16 protein-coding genes, 1 tRNA gene and 15 other annotated features are annotated in these 16,390 nt (G+C 48.0%); of the genes, 11 read left to right on the top strand and 6 right to left on the bottom strand.

The window, feature by feature from the left end:
- Positions 1-61: 61 nt before the first annotated feature.
- The gene (locus STM2244) for a virulence protein MsgA-like protein (RefSeq protein NP_461187.1) occupies positions 62-271 on the bottom strand. Within the gene, positions 62-265 belong to an annotated coding region; the region does not span the whole gene.
- Positions 266-271, bottom strand: a ribosome-binding site (putative RBS for STM2244; RegulonDB:STMS1H002381). (Overlaps the previous gene by 6 nt.)
- Before the next feature lie 289 nt (positions 272-560).
- Positions 561-566, top strand: a ribosome-binding site (putative RBS for STM2243; RegulonDB:STMS1H002380).
- Here STM2244 and STM2243 point away from each other — a divergent pair.
- The 5 genes from STM2243 (at position 561) to STM2239 (ending at position 6,095) form a co-directional block, all read left to right on the top strand.
- Positions 561-1,359, top strand: a protein-coding gene (locus STM2243) for a putative tail fiber protein of phage (RefSeq protein ID NP_461186.1). Within the gene, positions 568-1,359 belong to an annotated coding region; the region does not span the whole gene. It overlaps the preceding feature by 6 nt.
- 292 nt (positions 1,360-1,651) lie before the next feature.
- Positions 1,652-1,657, top strand: a ribosome-binding site (putative RBS for STM2242; RegulonDB:STMS1H002379).
- Positions 1,652-1,859, top strand: a protein-coding gene (locus STM2242) for a putative tail fiber protein of phage (RefSeq protein ID NP_461185.1). Within the gene, positions 1,656-1,859 belong to an annotated coding region; the region does not span the whole gene. It overlaps the preceding feature by 6 nt.
- 163 nt (positions 1,860-2,022) lie before the next feature.
- Positions 2,023-2,028 (top strand) — a ribosome-binding site (putative RBS for sspH2; RegulonDB:STMS1H002378).
- Positions 2,023-4,394, top strand: a protein-coding gene (gene sspH2 / locus STM2241) for a Leucine-rich repeat protein (protein ID NP_461184.1). Within the gene, positions 2,028-4,394 belong to an annotated coding region; the region does not span the whole gene. Its footprint overlaps the feature before it by 6 nt.
- Before the next feature lie 319 nt (positions 4,395-4,713).
- Positions 4,714-4,719 (top strand) — a ribosome-binding site (putative RBS for STM2240; RegulonDB:STMS1H002377).
- The gene (locus tag STM2240; protein ID NP_461183.1) for a putative cytoplasmic protein occupies positions 4,714-5,712 on the top strand. Within the gene, positions 4,723-5,712 belong to an annotated coding region; the region does not span the whole gene. It overlaps the preceding feature by 6 nt.
- Before the next feature lie 4 nt (positions 5,713-5,716).
- Positions 5,717-5,722: a ribosome-binding site (putative RBS for STM2239; RegulonDB:STMS1H002376), on the top strand.
- Positions 5,717-6,095 (top strand): hypothetical protein gene (locus STM2239; RefSeq protein ID NP_461182.1). Within the gene, positions 5,727-6,095 belong to an annotated coding region; the region does not span the whole gene. It overlaps the preceding feature by 6 nt.
- A gap of 28 nt (positions 6,096-6,123) precedes the next feature.
- Here the strand turns inward: STM2239 and STM2238 are convergent.
- Positions 6,124-7,461, bottom strand: a protein-coding gene (locus STM2238) for a hypothetical protein (protein NP_461181.1). Within the gene, positions 6,124-7,455 belong to an annotated coding region; the region does not span the whole gene.
- Positions 7,456-7,461: a ribosome-binding site (putative RBS for STM2238; RegulonDB:STMS1H002375), on the bottom strand. It overlaps the preceding gene by 6 nt.
- A gap of 283 nt (positions 7,462-7,744) precedes the next feature.
- Positions 7,745-7,750, top strand: a ribosome-binding site (putative RBS for STM2237; RegulonDB:STMS1H002374).
- Between STM2238 and STM2237 the strand changes: the two genes are divergently transcribed.
- The 5 genes from STM2237 (at position 7,745) to STM2233 (ending at position 11,266) form a co-directional block, all read left to right on the top strand.
- Positions 7,745-8,081, top strand: a protein-coding gene (locus STM2237) for a putative inner membrane protein (RefSeq protein ID NP_461180.1). Within the gene, positions 7,752-8,081 belong to an annotated coding region; the region does not span the whole gene. It overlaps the preceding feature by 6 nt.
- 6 nt (positions 8,082-8,087) lie before the next feature.
- Positions 8,088-8,093, top strand: a ribosome-binding site (putative RBS for STM2236; RegulonDB:STMS1H002373).
- Positions 8,088-8,613, top strand: a protein-coding gene (locus STM2236) for a hypothetical protein (protein ID NP_461179.1). Within the gene, positions 8,095-8,613 belong to an annotated coding region; the region does not span the whole gene. It overlaps the preceding feature by 6 nt.
- A 48-nt stretch (positions 8,614-8,661) precedes the next feature.
- Positions 8,662-8,667, top strand: a ribosome-binding site (putative RBS for STM2235; RegulonDB:STMS1H002372).
- The gene (locus STM2235; RefSeq protein ID NP_461178.1) for a hypothetical protein occupies positions 8,662-9,915 on the top strand. Within the gene, positions 8,674-9,915 belong to an annotated coding region; the region does not span the whole gene. (Overlaps the previous feature by 6 nt.)
- Positions 9,913-9,918: a ribosome-binding site (putative RBS for STM2234; RegulonDB:STMS1H002371), on the top strand. It overlaps the preceding gene by 3 nt.
- Positions 9,913-10,445, top strand: a protein-coding gene (locus tag STM2234; protein NP_461177.1) for a putative tail fiber assembly protein. Within the gene, positions 9,918-10,445 belong to an annotated coding region; the region does not span the whole gene. (Overlaps the previous feature by 6 nt.) Before STM2235 ends, STM2234 begins: the two co-directional genes overlap by 3 nt.
- 364 nt (positions 10,446-10,809) lie before the next feature.
- Positions 10,810-10,815: a ribosome-binding site (putative RBS for STM2233; RegulonDB:STMS1H002370), on the top strand.
- Positions 10,810-11,266, top strand: a protein-coding gene (locus tag STM2233) for a putative cytoplasmic protein (protein NP_461176.1). Within the gene, positions 10,823-11,266 belong to an annotated coding region; the region does not span the whole gene. (Overlaps the previous feature by 6 nt.)
- Positions 11,267-11,319: 53 nt before the next feature.
- On the opposite strand, the gene oafA is transcribed toward STM2233, so the two are convergent.
- Both oafA and STM2231 read right to left on the bottom strand, forming a co-directional pair.
- Positions 11,320-13,154 (bottom strand): acetylation of the O-antigen (LPS) gene (oafA, locus tag STM2232; protein NP_461175.1). Within the gene, positions 11,320-13,149 belong to an annotated coding region; the region does not span the whole gene.
- Positions 13,149-13,154 (bottom strand) — a ribosome-binding site (putative RBS for oafA; RegulonDB:STMS1H002369). (Overlaps the previous gene by 6 nt.)
- Positions 13,155-13,496: 342 nt before the next feature.
- Complete coding sequence (locus STM2231) at positions 13,497-13,787, bottom strand: ssrB-regulated factor (RefSeq protein ID NP_461174.1); 291 nt, start codon at positions 13,785-13,787, stop codon at positions 13,497-13,499.
- A 21-nt stretch (positions 13,788-13,808) separates the two neighbouring features.
- Positions 13,809-13,814 (top strand) — a ribosome-binding site (putative RBS for STM2230; RegulonDB:STMS1H002368).
- Here STM2231 and STM2230 point away from each other — a divergent pair.
- Positions 13,809-14,318 (top strand): putative peptidase gene (locus STM2230; protein ID NP_461173.3). Within the gene, positions 13,815-14,318 belong to an annotated coding region; the region does not span the whole gene. Its footprint overlaps the feature before it by 6 nt.
- A 138-nt stretch (positions 14,319-14,456) precedes the next feature.
- Here STM2230 and STM2229 read toward each other — a convergent pair.
- Both STM2229 and yejM read right to left on the bottom strand, forming a co-directional pair.
- Positions 14,457-14,530, bottom strand: a tRNA-Pro gene (locus STM2229).
- 68 nt (positions 14,531-14,598) lie between these two features.
- The gene (yejM, locus tag STM2228; RefSeq protein NP_461172.1) for a putative hydrolase of alkaline phosphatase superfamily occupies positions 14,599-16,377 on the bottom strand. Within the gene, positions 14,599-16,359 belong to an annotated coding region; the region does not span the whole gene.
- Positions 16,372-16,377 (bottom strand) — a ribosome-binding site (putative RBS for yejM; RegulonDB:STMS1H002366). It overlaps the preceding gene by 6 nt.
- Positions 16,378-16,390: the final 13 nt, after the last annotated feature.

Here is a 16,390-nt window from a genome sequence, read left to right as displayed (position 1 = left end):
AGGCGTGGTAGGCCGTTTACCTTACCAGAACGTTTTATTATTGCTGCGACAGATTGCTTACTCATTTACCTGCCACTGCAAACATTTTTTCCAGTATAGGGTGTAGATGCGCTTTTTCTGTTTTAGTACAAACATGGTTTACGTTAGTTGCCTGCATTGACTTTACTGTGACCACTGCACAGGAAAGATGTCCAATCAGTTCATGCAAAATCAGTTCATGCAAAATAACGTCTCTGGCATCAGCTAACTTTTTAATTGTAGGCATAAAAAAACCAGCCCTGACAGGCTGGTTTTCAAGGGGAATTTTGGTCGGCAGCTTCATCCGCAGCATCTGCGGAGAGCAGCGCAGGTACGGCGACCACAAAAGCCGGGGAGGCATCAGCCAGCGCGGCGTCGGCTGACACAGCCAGAACGGCGGCAGCCGCCTAGTCATCAGCATCGGAGGCATCCACCCACGCCGCCGCATCTGATACCAGCGCATCACTGGCAGCGCAAAGCAGAGCTGCAGCCGGAGAATTGGCAACCTGAGCCGAAGAGGCCGCGAAACGGGCCGAGGATATCGCAGACGTGATTTCCCTGGAAGATGCAAGCCTGACGAAAAAAGGTATCGTTAAATTAAGCAGTGCCACGGACAGTGACAGCGAAGCGCTGGCGGCCACACCAAAGGCGGTAAAAACCGTTATGGGTGAGGTACGGACCAAAGCGCCGCTGGACAGCCCGGCATTCACTGGAACGCCGACCACACCGACGCCGCCAGGCGATGCTAAAGGGCTTCAGACAACAAACGCGGAGTTTGTCCGCAAACTGATTGCCGCGCTGGTTGGTTCCGTACTGGAGCCACTGGACACCCTGCAGGAACTGGCTGACGCGTTGGGAAATGATCCGAACTTTGCCACCACGGTACTGAATAAACTGGCGGGCAAGCAGCCGCTGGACGAAACCCTGACGGCGCTGTCAGGAAAAAGTGTTGACGGTCTTATCGAATACGTTGGTTTGCGAGAAACCATAAGTCGTGCCGCCGATGCATTACAAAAATCACAGAATGGCGGCGATATTCCGGACAAGGATTTGTTTGTGCGTCGTATCGGTGCCGCGCGAGCGTTTGATGGCGCAGTTATTATCGGCTGTGATGATAATCCGTGGACGACGGCGGAGTTTATCGTCTGGCTGGAGTCTCAGGGCGCATTCAATCACCCTTACTGGATGTGTCGTGGCTCTTGGTCTTACGCTTATAACAAAATCATCACGGATACTGGCTGCGGTAATATCTGTCTCGCTGGCGCAGTGATTGAGGTAATGGGAGTGCGTGGCGCGATGACTATTCGGGTGACAACGTCCCATTCAGTATCTGGTTGGTGATACGTGGGTGACAGCCCCAAGTGTATAAGAAGGAATAATTATGACAGCGGAAAAAAAATAAAAAGAACAAACAGTTTTTAAATATTAAAAATTTCATTCCGTATGCACCGGAACCAGATGACACATTATTCGCCGATGCGGCGTATCTTAAATCAGAGGATGGTCAGGACTGGTATGGGTGCCAGCAATTATTTTCAGCAGACACGCTGAAAATTACCTACGACGATAACGATGTTATTACGTGTATTACGCGTGATGTTTCCGGGCTGTGGCCTGCTGGCCAGAGCGTTGCAGAGTTGCCTGATACGGATGAAAACCGTCGCGCTGATATTCATGCTGCTGGCAGTTTAAAGACGGTAAAGTCGTTCAAAGGGTTTATTCGCCGGAAGAGCTGCGCAGGCAGGCAGAATCGAAAATTGAACGCCCGGGCGTTGATACCGGATGATCTGGTCATCGTGGAAAGCGACCCTGAAAAAATCGACACTTTAGCTGTAAAATGACAGTCCCGCCATCCGGTCATCATAACGGATTTTTCTTCTGCACCTTCTGAAGCCCGCCATGTCAGGACGACCATGAATCCGCCGATAACCTTATTGTGAAATTAAGACCAGGAAGAGATGATGTCTGCCGGACAGATACTATATGTAAATTTATAAAGGTTTTTTGTTATGCCCTTTCATATTGGAAGCGGATGTCTTCCCGCCACCATCAGTAATCGCCGCATTTATCGTATTGCCTGGTCTGATACCCCCCCTGAAATGAGTTCCTGGGAAAAAATGAAGGAATTTTTTTGCTCAACGCACCAGACTGAAGCGCTGGAGTGCATCTGGACGATTTGTCACCCGCCGGCCGGAACGACGCGGGAGGATGTGATCAACAGATTTGAACTGCTCAGGACGCTCGCGTATGCCGGATGGGAGGAAAGCATTCATTCCGGCCAGCACGGGGAAAATTACTTCTGTATTCTGGATGAAGACAGTCAGGAGATATTGTCAGTCACCCTTGATGATGCCGGGAACTATACCGTAAATTGCCAGGGGTACAGTGAAACACATCGCCTCACCCTGGACACAGCACAGGGTGAGGAGGGCACAGGACACGCGGAAGGGGCATCCGGGACATTCAGGACATCCTTCCTCCCTGCCACAACGGCTCCACAGACGCCAGCAGAGTATGATGCTGTCTGGTCAGCGTGGAGAAGGGCTGCACCCGCAGAAGAGTCACGCGGCCGTGCAGCAGTGGTACAGAAAATGCGTGCCTGCCTGAATAATGGCAATGCAGTGCTTAACGTGGGAGAATCAGGTCTTACCACCTTGCCAGACTGTTTACCCGCGCATATTACCACACTGGTTATTCCTGATAATAATCTGACCAGCCTGCCGGCGCTGCCGCCAGAACTGCGGACGCTGGAGGTCTCTGGTAACCAGCTGACTAGCCTGCCGGTGCTGCCGCCAGGACTACTGGAACTGTCGATCTTTAGTAACCCGCTGACCCACCTGCCGGCGCTGCCGTCAGGACTATGTAAGCTGTGGATCTTTGGTAATCAACTGACCAGCCTGCCGGTGTTGCCGCCAGGGCTACAGGAGCTGTCGGTATCTGATAACCAACTGGCCAGCCTGCCGGCGCTGCCGTCAGAATTATGTAAGCTGTGGGCCTATAATAACCAGCTGACCAGCCTGCCGATGTTGCCGTCAGGGCTACAGGAGCTGTCGGTATCTGATAACCAACTGGCCAGCCTGCCGACGCTGCCGTCAGAATTATATAAGCTGTGGGCCTATAATAATCGGCTGACCAGCCTGCCGGCGTTGCCGTCAGGACTGAAGGAGCTGATTGTATCTGGTAACCGGCTGACCAGTCTGCCGGTGCTGCCGTCAGAACTGAAGGAGCTGATGGTATCTGGTAACCGGCTGACCAGCCTGCCGATGCTGCCGTCAGGACTACTGTCGCTGTCGGTCTATCGTAACCAGCTGACCCGCCTGCCGGAAAGTCTCATTCATCTGTCTTCAGAGACAACCGTAAATCTGGAAGGGAACCCACTGTCTGAACGTACTTTGCAGGCGCTGCGGGAGATCACCAGCGCGCCTGGCTATTCAGGCCCCATAATACGATTCGATATGGCGGGAGCCTCCGCCCCCCGGGAAACTCGGGCACTGCACCTGGCGGCCGCTGACTGGCTGGTGCCTGCCCGGGAGGGGGAACCGGCTCCTGCAGACAGATGGCATATGTTCGGACAGGAAGATAACGCCGACGCATTCAGCCTCTTCCTGGACAGACTGAGTGAGACGGAAAACTTCATAAAGGACGCGGGGTTTAAGGCACAGATATCGTCCTGGCTGGCACAACTGGCTGAAGATGAGGCGTTAAGAGCAAACACCTTTGCTATGGCAACAGAGGCAACCTCAAGCTGCGAGGACCGGGTCACATTTTTTTTGCACCAGATGAAGAACGTACAGCTGGTACATAATGCAGAAAAAGGGCAATACGATAACGATCTCGCGGCGCTGGTTGCCACGGGGCGTGAGATGTTCCGTCTGGGAAAACTGGAACAGATTGCCCGGGAAAAGGTCAGAACGCTGGCTCTCGTTGATGAAATTGAGGTCTGGCTGGCGTATCAGAATAAGCTGAAGAAATCACTCGGGCTGACCAGCGTGACGTCAGAAATGCGTTTCTTTGACGTATCCGGCGTGACGGTTACAGACCTTCAGGACGCGGAGCTTCAGGTGAAAGCCGCTGAAAAAAGCGAGTTCAGGGAGTGGATACTGCAGTGGGGGCCGTTACACAGAGTGCTGGAGCGCAAAGCGCCGGAACGCGTTAACGCGCTTCGTGAAAAGCAAATATCGGATTATGAGGAAACGTACCGGATGCTGTCTGACACAGAGCTGAGACCGTCTGGGCTGGTCGGTAATACCGATGCAGAGCGCACTATCGGAGCAAGAGCGATGGAGAGCGCGAAAAAGACATTTTTGGATGGCCTGCGACCTCTTGTGGAGGAGATGCTGGGGAGCTATCTGAACGTTCAGTGGCGTCGTAACTGATGCACCAGGTGAATGAGGTGCGGTGCGACAAAGATATTCCCGGACGAACAACATCAGACAGTACGGATGATGTACAGGTGAAATATCCGGATGACGGCTAATCAGGCGTATCAGCAGTTAGCAAAGCTGGGTGTTGTTGAACATCGTGAGCGTTACAGTCGCTCCGCGATTAACGGCATTAAAAAATTCTGGTCGCTGACGGCAAAAGGCTGCATGTTCGGCAAAAACATCACCAGCCCGGCAAACCCTCGCGAGACGCAGCCGCATTTCTTCGAGTCCAAATTCCCTGAGCTGCTGAAGCTGCTCGATACCGTTCATTGAGGTGATCGTGAGAGCGTTACTGACCCCTGAAATTGCTCCTCGTATGGGCGTTGTATTGTTCAGGCCGGGATCGGAACTGATGCCCCTGTTTATGCAGGGGCGTGTTCTGCTTGAACCAGAGCCGGAGCAATTTTCATCTTTCGCCAGCGGCGCGGTCCCGGCGGTATCACAGCCGCTGGCGGATGATCCTGCTGTTCGTGATGTGTTCTGTAATGAGTCGGTTATCTATCGTGCTGGTGGTCTGGATAGTCTGGAAAGCTGGCTACTCCGGGGGAATGGCTGTCAGTGGCCGCATTCAGACTGGCACAGCGAACAGATGACAACCATGCGCCACGCTCCGGGGGCAATCCGACTGTGCTGGCACTGCGATAACCTGCTGCGCGAACAGTTTACGGAACGGCTGAAATCAATAGCTGTGGAGAACACGACAAAATGGGTTTTATCGGTTGTTTGTCGTGATCTGGGTTTTGACGATATGCACGCAGTTACTCTCCCGGAACTGTGCTGGTGGATGGTACGCAATAACCTGGCAGAAGTCTTACCGGAGAGCGCTGCGAGAAAAGCATTAAGGATGCCGAAGGCAATTGTCCAGTCAGCTACCCGTGAAAGTGAAATTGTTCCCTCGGTGCTGGCCACCAGCATTGTACAGGATAAGGCGAAAAAGGTACTGGCGCTCAGGGTTGATCCGGAATCGCCGGAAAGCTTCATGTTACGTCCGAAACGCCGTCGATGGGTCAATGAGAGATATACCCGCTGGGTTAAATCCCAGCCGTGCACCTGCTGCGGGAAGCAGGCGGATGATCCGCACCACCTGATAGGCTACGGTCAGGGAGGGATGGGAACAAAGGCGCATGACCTCTTTGTGCTGCCGTTGTGCAGAACGCATCACAATGAGTTACATGCGGACACCGTGGCATTCGAAGAGAAATACGGCTCTCAACTGGAGTTGATATTTCGTTTTATCGATCGCGCGCTGGCAATTGGCGTGCTGGCCTGATTTGGTGGAGAAAGTTGATGCGTGATATTCAGATGGTTCTTGAGCGTTGGGGGGCATGGGCGGCGAGTGATAGCTCAGGAGTGGACTATTCGCCTATAGCTGCTGGGTTTAAAGGGCTTCTTCCCTATACCTGCAAGACACGTGTGGCTTGTTCTGATAATGACGCATTAATTGTTGAGGGGTGTCTTGCTCGTTTAAAGCAAAAAAGGCCTGATGAGCATTCGCTTCTTGTGGCACATTATTTATACAGAATATCCAAGCGTAAGATTGCAAAGGTGCGTGGGAAGGATGAGAAATTGGTACGTATAGAAATACAGTTAGCCGAAGGATTTATTGATGGCTGCCTTTCAATGCTGGATCTAACATTAGATATGGACGTTTAATAATACGCCCCATGCAGGGGCGTATTATTTACTGGATGAATGACATTTGATTAATATATTTTATCATTAACTCTCTGGGAGTAGTGCTCCAAAATTTTAGGTGTTCATAATCAGTATAAACATTTGTGAACTTTTTAAGTTCCTCATCACTTTTAGGGGCAAATCGCTCATTAAGAGTAATGCTGTCTTTAATTATTCCGAAGAATATAATTGATATTTCAGGGATTTGCGATCTTCTCTCATAAGAATAAGGTATTTCTTTTATGTTAAGCAGGTCTGCTAAATAAGATATAGATTCAGCGGTAATTTCTTGTTTTAGTTTTTCCTTGTCACCAAAACAATGTATGAAGACAGCTACGACAACGATCATATTTATAAAAGGATCATTGCTTTTGCACTCATTGTCGTTTAACAGTCGGAAAATGTTAAGATTGCGTGAAAAGGTTTGTGTTTCACGTAAGGATAAGTTGGTTCGTTGAATTAAATCACAAATAAAGCTACCAACTAAGCTGTTGATTTTATTTAGTAATGTAGTTTCACCTACAAGGTGATCCCAATATATAACCGAGGTTTTACATACGTTATGCCCATTTATTAAGCATGTGTCTGGAAGAGTAATGGTATATTTTATAAACTTGTCAAGATACTTTTGTGAGTTAATGCTATAACCATAAATATGATTTATAGATGCTTTTAGTTGTTCAGTGTTTGTAACTAAAATAAAAAATACGTTATTGATATCAAAGATGTGTTTTATTGTTTCAATGATATTTGTTGAAAAACTTGGCTTACATCGGTCTAATTCATCAATAATTATCACTATCTTTTGCTTGTTTGATATATCTTCAATGCAAGATTTTAGAGAGTTTATGTTTTTCTCTGATTCCATGTGGTCTTCAAGTATATTTTCAATAGTCCCATCTATTGCTGCATTGCTTGCTTTCTTCATCGCATCTTGGAATTCTTCGGCAACTTCACTAGCCTCCTGTCGTAAAAACCAACCTGCACCAGCTTTTAGTACAGTTTTTAAACCAAATCGAATTGCAGGAAGAGATCTCTTAATGAAGTTTTGTTTTTCCTCCTCCGGCAAAATGCTCGCAATAGCTGATGTTATTAGAAGTAATGGAGATTCTGCATGATCCCCTTTAAAGGCATCAACATAGACAACTTTAGACTCAGTTTCTTGCTCGATAATGAGATTCTTCAGTTTGATACTAAATTCTGATTTCCCTGTCCCCCATGCACCGTCTATTACCAGTGGTGAAATGTCTGCCTCTGGTTTTAGCAATTTGATGATATTTTCAGCGATGTTTCTTCGTTGGAACTCGTCACGTTCAGTGAATGATAGTGTTTCTAACATAATATAAGCCTGTTAACTCCTACAGTAAAAAACGCATAATACGACTTTGGGATTAAAAATCATTAACGCGGTCCGCAAAAATTCTTGTAATCTGCTAAGAGTGGTTACTTTGCCACGCAGCTTAAACCCGCCGTCGAGCGGGTTTTGTCGTTTCTGGGCCTGGGATTCGTTGGGCCTGGCCTATCCCGCAGTTATCGATTGGCTCGGCTTCTTTTACGTTTCCGCTTCTGATTTGCGGTACGTGGTATTCCCTCAATTTGCACCTGCTGTATCAGCGAGGTGAGAGATAACTACAAATGCCTCATAACCCAAATACCTGGCCTGATTTACTTGAATTGTTACAGAGCTGGTGGCGTGGAGACACACCGCTGGGCGCAGTCATTATGTCGATTGTTATGGCTGGTTTGCGCATCGCCTATTTTGGCAGTGGTGGCGGCTGGAAGCGAAAAATGCTCGAGATTTTGCTCTGTGGCGCTCTGACACTGACCTTTGCATCTGCTCTTGAGTATGTCGGATGGATGAGCCGCAACGAAGCACGCGCGTTTGAGGACATGAATCCGAAAGACGGCCTTGATGAAATGCTGGTCAGCGTCAACGCCTCCCGGCCAGCCAAAACCACAATCTAGGAGAACACTCAAGATGAGTGAACGTGAAATTCGCTGTTACAGCGGCGAGGTGCGCGCAGAAACGCACGACAGCGAGCCCAGCCGGATCATCGGGTATGGTTCGGTCTTTGACAGTCGTTCTGAACTGATTTTCGGTTCGTTTCGCGAAATCATCCGGCCCGGTGCGTTTGATGAAGTGCTGAATGACGATGTACGGGCGTTGTTCAACCATGACCCCAATTTTATCCTGGGTCGCAGAAGTGCGGGCACGCTGGCACTGACGGTTGATGAGCGGGGGCTGCGTTATGACATCACCGCGCCAGAAACTCAGACAATCCGTGATCTGGTGTTGGCACCAATGCAGCGCGGGGATATCAACCAGTCCTCTTTTGCATTTCGCGTCGCCCGCGACGGAGAGGAATGGTACCAGGACGAGGATGGTGTGGTGATTCGTGAGATTACCCGTTTTTCCCGTCTGCTGGATGGCAGACCTGTACAAGCACCTGCGATTCTGCGATCAGAACGTGGGGCGATACTGTTGCTGAATGTGTGATTGATAAGCTTTGTCCGTCACATACGGTTGTTGTTTTTGCTTATCCGGAAGGAAAAGAGAATGCACAGAATTGATACGCCCACTGCGCAAAAAGATAAATTTGGTCAGGGGAAAAACGGATTTACGAATGGTGATCCCGCCACGGGCCGCCGCGCAACGGATCTCAACAGTGATATGTGGGATGCAGTCCAGGAAGAGGTCTGTACTGTTATTGAAGCCGCCGGCATACCACTCAGTAAAGGCGAACATACGCAGCTTCACGCCGCCATTGGCAGGTTGATCTATGAACAGGTTAAAACCCGTCTTGAAAAAAATCAGAATGGCGCGGACATCCCGAATAAGCCGCTGTTTCTCCAGAACGTTGGTTTAGTAGACGTTCTTTTTAAAGGTGACGGGCGATTCCTCGCGGGAACGTTTGTCAGTGACGCAATTGACCGAACATCAATCGGCGCGCGTGCGGCTACAGGCTGTCAGTTTATGCGTGCGCATCAGGCCCCCGACGCGCCAGACCAGGTAAGTTTCTGGCAAATTATTACCCTTAGCGAGGTGGTAAGTCCGACCACTGTTGTGGATGTTCTTGCAGTCAGTGGCAATAACGTATTGTTTGGTCACGGAACAGGAACGGGTATTACCTCATGGCGTCAAGTGGCGATGCTGGAGGGGGGCGCCTTTACGGGGGGTATTTCTGCACCAAATATGCGTGGCGATACCCTGGTTACGGTTGGGGATGGCACTGGTGGGATGGCTAAAGGTGACGTTGATGGTGCAGGTTTTAATGGTAACAATCTGAACATTAAGTCATGGAATGGTATCGGATTTCAGAACTCAGAAGACCTGGCTATCCGGGCATATATCAGCACCCGACTCGGTGTTATCGCAGCTGCTGAAAACTTGCAGGCTGGAAGTGCGATATTCAACAAAAATGGCGATGTATACGGTGATATATGGGGCGGTGGTAGCGGACCGGGCTGGCTGAGCGCGTTTGTGGCTTCTAAGCCAGCGCGTCAGTACATCACCATGGTTGGTGTGTACCAGAACGACAAAACAAAGCCATTTATGCTTCATGATGATGGGTCTGGTGTATTCCTTGCTACAACTGACATGCTGAGTGGGTATGTTCAGTCAATTCGATTCGGTGCCGTTGAGCATGGAAACTTATATCGTTCGCCCGGATTTGCAGACCAGTTAGGTTACGTCATTACAGGTGTTGAGAATGGAGACTCGAACGATACACCAGACAGGATCCAACGACGCCTGTTACAGCTTAAAGTGAATGGCCAGTGGTATACGGTGGGAGCATAAAAATGAGGCATTTTAAAAATTTCACTAAAACAACGGAATTAACCCTTGTTCAGCAGAAATTATCAGAGAATTGCAGTATTCAGTTTATCCAGGATGAATCAGGTGTTGACTGGTATGTGTTACAGAAGTTATTCCAGCCCGATACGCTGAAAATCCAGTATGACAAAACAGGGCTGATTATTGCTGCGGATAAAGATGCGACTAAGCTATTTCCGCTGAATTGCTCTGTTGTGGAATTCGCTGATACTGATATTCCCGATGGTTTTCAGCCTGGGAATTTTACCTACAGCAACGGCGTTATTGCCCCTGTTCAGATTGATTATGTTGCTTTAGCTACGGCAGAGCGCGACAGGCGTATGACGTCGGTCACAGCAAAAATCAATCAGCTTGTAGAAGCTCAGGACGATGGCGATATAACGGCTGCTGAATTGTCCGAACTCACTGCGCTACGTGAATACCGAACAAAGCTGCGCCGACTGGCGCTAGATGTTGCACCTGATATTAACTGGCCGGAATATCTGAATAAATAGATAAAAATCATGTGCTCGAAACGTTCAATTGAAATCGGCCGCACAACGGGACGTGGGCAACGGCGCGAATCAGAACCCGGACATTTCTTCATTTGTTCTCAGGGACAACCCTGCCGGGATCTATACCTCTCTGCCCGGTGGCGCAATCTTTCAGGCTTTAAATTGCTTTGTTCCCGGGAATAGCCCTTCAGGGTATGTTTTTCCATTACCAACAACATTTCCTTATGTATTCAAGGCTGCCACGCTTACCCCTCAGGATGCACAAGGTGATATTACGATATCCCCAACATATTTGATTGAGAACAACGGTGCTATTCGTATATTTAATCCATCCGGTGGCGATAATTCCATATCTGTAATTTACATGGGGTATTGACATGAGCATAATATGTTTTTCCTCGACATCAAACACATATTTTTCAGAGGAGAACATTCCAGCTTATAAGGCCAGTGGGTTGTGGTCGAATGATTTTTATGCTCTGACCGATGAAGAAGTTGATAAGTATTATATGAAAACTCCACCAAAGGGAATGTATCTCGGTTCATCAAATGGACGTATTGCCTGGGTTTGTATTCCACCTCCAACGCAAGATGATTTAATTTCTGCCGCAAATCAGGAAAAGAAGAAGAGAATCGATCAGGCCAACGAGCACATGAACAGCAGGCGGTGGCCGGGCAAAGCGGCGCTCGGGCGCCTGACGGGCGACGAACTGGCGCAGTACAATCTGTGGCTGGATTATCTCGATGCGCTGAAAGCGGTTGATACATCGGTTGCACAAAATATAGCATGCCCCATCAGAAAAGCTATACACATAAAATAATTTGCATTATTGTTGTAGTTTTATAAAATAAAAAGAGGGGCAAGCCCCTCTGTTTATTTTGAAATCTGCTTTTTCACTTCCTCAATAAACCACCCTGAGCCTTCTGGTGTTAGGTGCGCATTGTCATATTGTATAGGGTAAGCAATTCTATTCCCTATTATTGCTTTGCAATAACTTTCTGTACACATAGTCTCAAGTGGTGAAATATAAGTAAGGGAATGCTCTTTCGCCAGCTCTCTAAGATATTTGTCATTATCTCTCAGATTACGGGTTTCATCCGTCATGCTCCATGGAACGGTCCTTCCGGAATTAATCCCCATATCCTCAATAGTATCAATCATCGTTTTCTTCCAAACCGGGAACGGGCCAACAATGATGATGTTTTTTACTTTGTTATCCTTCAGGAATTTAATAGTCTCAGGCAGATAATCACGCATAGGATAGACAGGCCACAACGCGGACATTAATACCGTAGTAGGCTTGTTGTCTGAAATTTCCTTGGCTACCATATCATTGATGTCTTTGCAATACGGCCTGTCATCTTTTTGAAGCCCAATGATTGGTGGGCACAAGCTTGCAGTTCTCTGCGTAATGTTAAGTGAATTTCCAAATACCGATTTCAGCCCTGGCATAAGATGTGCGGCATGCGAGTCACCCCATACAACAAAAGACTTTTCAGTCATTTTATCCTGACATTTTGAGAATGCTGAATAATCTTGATCTGGATTGAGGAAGCAAATATCAGGCCTCCAGGGAGAGTTGTCCATACGATACTCAACGACTTGCTTTAGGGTGTCTGAAAATCTAAAACTAACACCTTTTGTGAACATGACAAACAAGCATAGAGCCAGAGTAGAGGAAAATAATACAATATTAAATTGTAGCTTAACTCGTTTCCTGAGCGTGTTTTCAATTGTTCTGTATGAAATATCCCCAAGCGCAAAAGACACAATTACACCAAAGAAAATATTTATAGCGCTGAACTCAATATCATAATGTTTCATCGCTACAATTACAGGCCAGTGCCATAAATAAACTGAGTAAGAAATCTTACCCACCCACTGTGCAATTCTGTTTGATGTGAATAAAGAGTTCTGTTTGTTAGCCAGAATAACCATCGAAGCACCCAGCACGGGAGCGAGTGCTGAATAGCTTGGCCAGTAACCATTACTGTGCAGTATAACAACAGCAACAACAATGAGGACTATCCCATAAACCTCACAATGCTTTATCCATTCTGGCATTTTGTAACGTACAGATGCTATGTATACAAGGCCGCCAGCCAGCATTTCCCATGCCCTGGTAGGGATAAGATAGAAAATATCTTCTTTGGTTCCAGTCACTCGCATAAGTGTAATTGCAAGTGACATGGCTAAAATTACAGATAATGAGAGTCCAACAGGAAACCGTAATTTTTTAACTATAATGACTAATAAAGGATATAAAATATAAAATTGCCACTCAACTGATAGTGACCAGGTGTGAAGCAAAAAGTTGAACTCTGATGATGAGTCGAAATAACTAGAGTGAATTGCGTAATAATTATTTGAATAAAAAAGTAAAGACGATATTGCGTTCTTGCTAAGTGCTTCGTATTCATTTGTACTTAGTGTAAATAAACCGAAAATCATCAACAAGAGAATTGCAAATACCAGAGCTGGTACAATTCTTAGGAATCTTGCAATATAAAAATCAAGTACTCCTTTGTGGTCTACGCGTTCAAGGACAATTCCAGTCATAAGAAAACCAGAAATTACAAAGAAAACATCTACACCTATAAAGCCACCTGACACATAAGGTACACCGAAGTGATACAGCACAACACTTATCAATGCAAAAGCTCTTAGCCCATTTATATCGAGTCTGAATTTCTTGTAGATCATTTTTTACCTATAATTCCAAGGTGCCACACAAGACGAAATTAAGATAATGGATGATAGACTTTTTTATAAAAGTCGTCACCTAAAATTGACCTGTTACATCAACTACATCAACTACATCAAAGAAGGTCACTGACCAGCGCATCTTGCTGGTTATTGATACGTCCGTTTCGCCACGCGACGACTCATTGCTGGTTTGCATAGATGGAGAGGAGTTCAGGATTAAGCGGTACCGGACACATTCGCAATCGCACCCTGTAAATTTTGAGAATGGGAAAAGGGAACGTTTACGAAAATGAAAATCCGCCACAGCGCGATCAAAACGTAACTATGGCGGATATTGAAAAACTTTACTCGCTCACTAACCAGAATTCAGCCTCTTCAAACATTTCCTGAACAGTACGGCTTATCTGTTCCTTCTCATGCTTGCTGGCGTCAGTATTGATCGCCGGTAGTGTCATCATCGGTTTAACCCGAACATCAGCATCGGGGAAGATCCGGTGAACCCTCTTAGTCAATTCTCCCAGAATGATATCTTTTGCTCCGGGCAAACCATCAATATTGAAATAGCCTGGTATGCTTCGATACAGCAGGAACCTAATGGCCGGAAGACCGTCACCACACAGCGGTTTGTCCAGCAACTGAGCAAGGTTAACTGGAACTGGACGATGAAGCAGGCTAACGAATGGATCGAGTGGTATGTGACAACATTCCGCGATGTATCAACGCAGGAAGGGGAGACGTACCTTTCAGCTGTTCAATCCAAACGGAGGACTATAGCCATGGGCTTCCCTTCACCTGCCAGTGATTACGTTGAAACAAGGATCTCCCTCGATCAGCAGCTAATCAGCCAGCCCGCAGCGACTTATTTCATGCGGGCATCGCGTTCACATTTCAGGGAAGGGATAATCCAGGGGGCGCTACTTGTTGTGGACGCGTCGCTTTCAGCCTGTGATGGCTCGCTGCTGATATGCGCGATAGATGGGGAATTCAGGATCAAGCGATACCGAACTCACCCTCAGCCCCACCTGATAAATCTGGAGAACGGGAGAAAGGAAGCGCTGCCAGAAGATGGTGATGGCTACAATTCTTCACACGCAATATTTGGAGTTATCACGTACATCATTAATGATGCCAGGAACGCGGAGTTTGATGACTGCCCGGTGATGTGAATAGTTGAAACTTTACGGTAAAGTCGATGTTTTGTGTCGGGGTTTTTCCCCGATTATTCCCCGTTGCTTCCCCGTTCAGAAAACAGGCATAAAAAAACCAGCCGTAACAGGCTGGTTCTTCGAGGAATTTTGGTCGGCACGAGAGGATTTGAACCTCCGACCCCCGACACCCCATGACGGTGCGCTACCAGGCTGCGCTACGTGCCGACTTGTGGGTGCTAATACTACCTCTTTCCAACGCGAATGCAAGGGGAAACGGTGCTAACTGATTTATAATTAATCAGTTAGCGATAAAACGTTTCTCTTCTGTTAGCACTTGCAGCAGCAGACTGAGCTGCGGCTTCTGATCTTTGATCTTCTCGCCGTGTAAGTCATAGGTCTGATAATGACCGTTATTATTGAGCACCAGGGTCATTTGCGGCGTCGTGATTGCCAGCGTACTGCCGTCTGCCGCCGTTACCCAGTTATGACGACGTGGAACGGTAAAGATGTCCTGGCCCTGTGAATATTCGTTCGCTGGCGTGCTGACATGTAACAGGCGTTGCATCAACGTGGTCATCACATCGGTATGATCGGTAAGCACATTAATACGCTGCGCAGGCGTCCCCGGCCAGTGGATCACCAGCGGTACTTGCAGATGACCTTGCGACCAGTCGAAGCGATTTTCTTCCGGCGTCAACGGTATGCCGCGTCCTGCGGTAATGATCACGACAGTATTGTCGAATTTACCGGCCTCTCGCAGCGCGTTCAGAACCCGATTGATTTGCGCATCCACGTCGCTGGCGGCACTGGCGTAACGCTTAACAAAATTTTTCTGGTTACTGTCATCAATATTAGTACCGTTAAACGATATCCATGAGAACCAGCGGTTATCTTCCTGTGCGTAGCGCCCAAGCCAGTCTATCCACTGGCTGGCCGTTTGCGCATCAGACTGCGTTTGCGCTGCCGGCATCGAGAAATCGGACAGTAATGCCTGACGATAAAGCGGGCTGGCGAAGCCATCCGAAGAAAACAGTCCCAGTTGGTAGCCTTGCTGATTCAACGCGGTAATGAGCGCCGCAGGCGTTCTGGTGGATAACACGCCATCCATATAGCCTGGCGATATGCCATAGAACAGGCCGAAAATACCGTTATCAGTGGTATTCCCTGAACTCATATGACGGGTGAAGTCGATGTTTTGCTCGGCAAATGTAGCCAGCTCCGGCATCTGCTTCTCAAAGCGAGAATAGTTCAGGCCGTCTACGGTAATGAGCAGCACATTCTGACCGGTGCCCATATCGCGATAGTGCAAATTGCTGAGCGGGTACTGAACGGAGACCGCTTCCGGATTGCCTTGCTCTACCAGACGGCGCTGATATTCCTGCGCATCCAGCAGACCGTGTTTTTCAAGAAAACGTCGCGCCGTCATCGGATAAGAGAGCGGCAGGTTTGCCCGCTGCATGGTAATCGGCCGGTAAAAATTAGCGTCTGCCCAGATGTAGATAAGATGCGATGCGATAAAGGAGACGAAAAAGAATGCCGCAAGCGGCCTTGCGAAATGGCGGCGGCGCGTGAGACTGCGCAGCTTTTGCCAACTCCATGTCGCAAATAGCATCTCAATCAATAAGATAACCGGCACGCTAATAAACATAAGCTGCCAGTCGCGCGCCATTTCGTTCTGGTCAGGGTTGATGACCAGCTCCCAGACAATGGGATTAAGATGCAGGTGGAAACGGGTAAAGACTTCGCTGTCGATAAGCAACAACGTCATACCCGCGGTCGCCAGAATGGCTGATAAAAACCGCATCAGCCGCTGGGACATCACGATAAACGTGAGCGGAAAAAGAATAAGCAAATAGGTGGCGAACACCAGAAAGCTAAAGTGCCCGACAATGCTCAGGTAGGAGTATATGCGACCCGCAAGCGTTGTCGGCCAGTCGGCGACAAACAGGTAACGGCTGCCGAGCAACGTAGCCAACAGTATATTGAACAGAGCGAACCAGTGCCCCCAGCTAACCATCTGGGAGACTTTTTCACGGTAGCGCTGACGATGAGTTACCATACCTGTCGCTTGTTTCTCCGGAGTCGGCTTT

Origin of the sequence: Salmonella enterica subsp. enterica serovar Typhimurium str. LT2 (assembly GCF_000006945.2) — a bacterium.
Taxonomy (GTDB): domain Bacteria; phylum Pseudomonadota; class Gammaproteobacteria; order Enterobacterales; family Enterobacteriaceae; genus Salmonella; species Salmonella enterica.
Note: the sequence above shows the minus strand (reverse complement) of the source record. Positions and strands in the feature narration are given on the sequence as shown.

Bases quoted from the DNA above. Each gene is read 5' to 3' on its own strand.
- STM2238 (NP_461181.1), bottom strand. From the start codon at position 7,455: ATGTTAGAAACACTATCATTCACTGAACGTGACGAGTTCCAACGAAGA.
- yejM (NP_461172.1), bottom strand. From the start codon at position 16,359: ATGGTAACTCATCGTCAGCGCTACCGTGAAAAAGTCTCCCAGATGGTT.
- STM2237 (NP_461180.1), top strand. From the start codon at position 7,752: ATGCCTCATAACCCAAATACCTGGCCTGATTTACTTGAATTGTTACAG.
- STM2230 (NP_461173.3), top strand. From the start codon at position 13,815: ATGAAGCAGGCTAACGAATGGATCGAGTGGTATGTGACAACATTCCGC.
- STM2236 (NP_461179.1), top strand. From the start codon at position 8,095: ATGAGTGAACGTGAAATTCGCTGTTACAGCGGCGAGGTGCGCGCAGAA.
- oafA (NP_461175.1), bottom strand. From the start codon at position 13,149: ATGATCTACAAGAAATTCAGACTCGATATAAATGGGCTAAGAGCTTTT.
- STM2244 (NP_461187.1), bottom strand. From the start codon at position 265: ATGCCTACAATTAAAAAGTTAGCTGATGCCAGAGACGTTATTTTGCAT.
- STM2234 (NP_461177.1), top strand. From the start codon at position 9,918: ATGAGGCATTTTAAAAATTTCACTAAAACAACGGAATTAACCCTTGTT.
- STM2233 (NP_461176.1), top strand. From the start codon at position 10,823: ATGAGCATAATATGTTTTTCCTCGACATCAAACACATATTTTTCAGAG.
- sspH2 (NP_461184.1), top strand. From the start codon at position 2,028: ATGCCCTTTCATATTGGAAGCGGATGTCTTCCCGCCACCATCAGTAAT.
- STM2235 (NP_461178.1), top strand. From the start codon at position 8,674: ATGCACAGAATTGATACGCCCACTGCGCAAAAAGATAAATTTGGTCAG.